The sequence below is a fragment of the Mesorhizobium sp. M7A.F.Ca.CA.002.09.1.1 genome, assembly GCF_003998555.1.
Classification (GTDB): domain Bacteria; phylum Pseudomonadota; class Alphaproteobacteria; order Rhizobiales; family Rhizobiaceae; genus Mesorhizobium; species Mesorhizobium ciceri.
In genome coordinates this window covers 1-2617 of the sequence record NZ_RZRR01000791.1, presented here as the reverse complement: position 1 = coordinate 2617, position 2617 = coordinate 1, and the positions used below count along the sequence as shown (strand labels likewise).

Below are 2617 nucleotides of genomic sequence, written 5' to 3'. Positions count from 1 at the left end.
GGATGAGCCATGTCGCCGACCATGCCGACATCAAGAGTAGCTTCCCCGCCATTTCCGAAGCCCTGTGGCAGGCGGCTTCCGCGCAGATCCGCAACATGGCGACCATCGGCGGCAATCTGATGCAGCGCACGCGCTGCCCTTATTTCCGCGATCCCGCGAATTTCCCAGCCTGCAACAAGCGTGAGCCCGGCTCTGGCTGTTCGGCGATCGGCGGCGTTACCCGTGGCCATGCGGTGCTTGGCATCAGCGACGCGTGCATCGCCATGTATCCGGGCGACCTCGCCGTGGCGCTGGTCGCCTTCGATGCGATCGTGCATCTGGGCGAGCGCCACATCCCGGTCGACGACTTTTTCCTGCTGCCCGGCACCACGCCGGATCGGGAACACGCGATCGAACCGGGCGAGATGATCACCGCGATCGAGATCCCCGGCTCGGCCCCTGCCCGGCGTTCGACTTATCTCAAGATCCGCGACCGGCAATCCTATGAGTTTGCCGCCGCGAGCGCGGCGGTCGGCATTGAGTTCGAACCTGACGGCCGAACGATCCGCGATTTGCGCGTCGCGCTTGGCGGCGTCGCGACCAAGCCGTGGCGTGCGCGGGCCGTGGAAAACGCGCTGAAGGGCAAGGTGCTGGAGCCGGACACTGTGCGCGCCGCCAGCCTGCTCGCCGTCGAAGGCTCTGTCGACCATGGCGCCAACCACTACAAGGTCGAACTGGCGCCGCGCGTCGTCGCCCGCGCCATCCGCAAATTGGGAGAGACGGCATGACCGTTCACAACATCAGGCATGGGGATGCGTCCGACGGCGCTTTTGCCGAAGCCGTCGGCGGCCGGCTGTCGCGCATCGACGGCCCGGCCAAGATCACCGGTGCGGCGAAATACGCCGTCGAGCAGCAGCTCGAAGGCCTCGCCTACGCCGTCCTGGTCGAGAGCACGATTGCATCGGGCAAGGTGCGCGCGATCGACACCACTGCCGCCGAGGTGGCGCCCGGCGTGCTGCAGGTGCTGACGCCGGACACCATCATCAGCCTGAGGACCGCGGCGGACTGGTTCGGCACGCCGCCGCCCGACAAGCCGTATTGCCCGCTCGCGCGCGACATCACCTTTTCGGGTCAGCATGTCGCCGCCGTGGTCGCCGAGACCTTCGAGCGGGCGGTCGCGGCGGCGGCACTGGTCAAGGTCAGCTATGAGGAAACGCCTGCCATCGTCGACCTCAGCGACGCCAAAGCCGGCGATGGCATCGCGATCGATGCCATGACCAAGGAATGGGGCGACGCGCAAGGTGCGTTCGCCTCGGCGCCGGTCCGCATCTGCGCCGCCTACAACACGCCGCGCGAGTACCAGGCGCCGATGGAGCCGCATGGCCTGATCGCCCGCTGGGAGGGCGACCACCTCACCGTGTGGGAGCCGAGCCAATGGCTGGACGGCATGGCGCGCACCTATGCCGAATGGTTCGGTGTGCCGTTCGAGAACGTGCGGCTGGTGTCGCCCTATATTGGCGGCGGCTTCGGCTCCAAGGCGCTGGCGCTCAGCCATGGCGCGGTGGCCGCCTGTGCGGCCAAAATGCTCGGCCGGCCGGTGCGGCTGGTGATGACCCGGCCGCAGACTTTTACCGGCTATGGCGGCCGCGCGGCGACGCGCCAGACGGTGACGATCGGCGCCGACGTGCAGGGAAAGATCCAGTCGATCGTGCATCGCGGCGTCAATGAAACATCCATCGACGGCATGTGGGTCGAGCCGCTCGGATCGGTCACCTCGATCATGTACACAACGCCGAATTTCTCCTCGAAGCAGAATGTCGTACGGGTCAATTCGGTGGTGCCGGGCGCCATGCGCGCGCCGGGCGAAAACCCCTCAGCCTTCGGCATCGAAAGCGCCATCGACGAGCTTGCCTACGAGGTCGGCATCGATCCGCTGGAGATCCGGCTCCGAAACTATGCCGAGCAGGATCCACATGCCAAAAAAGCCTGGTCGACCAGGCAGTTGCGCGAGGCTTTTGCTGCAGGCGCCGAACGCTTCGGCTGGTCCAGGCGCACACCCGAACCGCGCTCGATGCGCGACGGCAACCAGTTGATCGGCTGGGGCGTCGCCGCCGGCACCTATCCGGTGCGACGCGCCTATGGCGAGGCGCTCGTGCGCATCCTGGCCGATGGTTCGGTCGAGGTCGAAAGCTCCTCGATCGACATGGGCCAGGGCACCTACACCATCCTGGCGCAGACCGCCGCCGAAACGCTCGGCGTGCGAGCTGACGACGTGGTGGTGAAGCTCGGTGACTCCCGCTTTCCGCGCGCCGGCGTCACCGGCGGTTCGCGGCTGGCCGGCGTGATGACGGGTGCGGTCTACAAGGCGGCAACCTCGGCCCTCGACCAGTTGGTGGGCCTCGCCATCAGCGATCCACGCTCGCCCTTCCACGCGCTGCAGGCCAACACGCTGGTCGTCGCCAATGGCCGTATCGCTTCGCCGCGCGGCGACGGCCCCGATGTCTCCGTCGCCGAACTGCTCAAGTGCGTCGGCCGCGACCACATCGAAGCCACCGGCGACACCATGCCGGCCAATTCGACGCCAGATGATCGCTACAAGAACTACACCACCATCGCCATGTCGGTGCCGCACACCGAG

2 protein-coding genes are annotated in these 2617 nt (G+C 67.1%); both read left to right on the top strand.

Features of this window, described 5'->3' with window-relative positions:
• Positions 1-767: FAD binding domain-containing protein (locus tag EN994_RS26300; RefSeq protein ID WP_127307935.1), on the top strand; the 767-nt coding region annotated here is incomplete at its 5' end.
• On the top strand, positions 764-2617 hold a 1854-nt coding region (locus tag EN994_RS26295; RefSeq protein ID WP_164746204.1), incomplete at its 3' end, for a xanthine dehydrogenase family protein molybdopterin-binding subunit. The genes EN994_RS26300 and EN994_RS26295, both read left to right, overlap by 4 nt.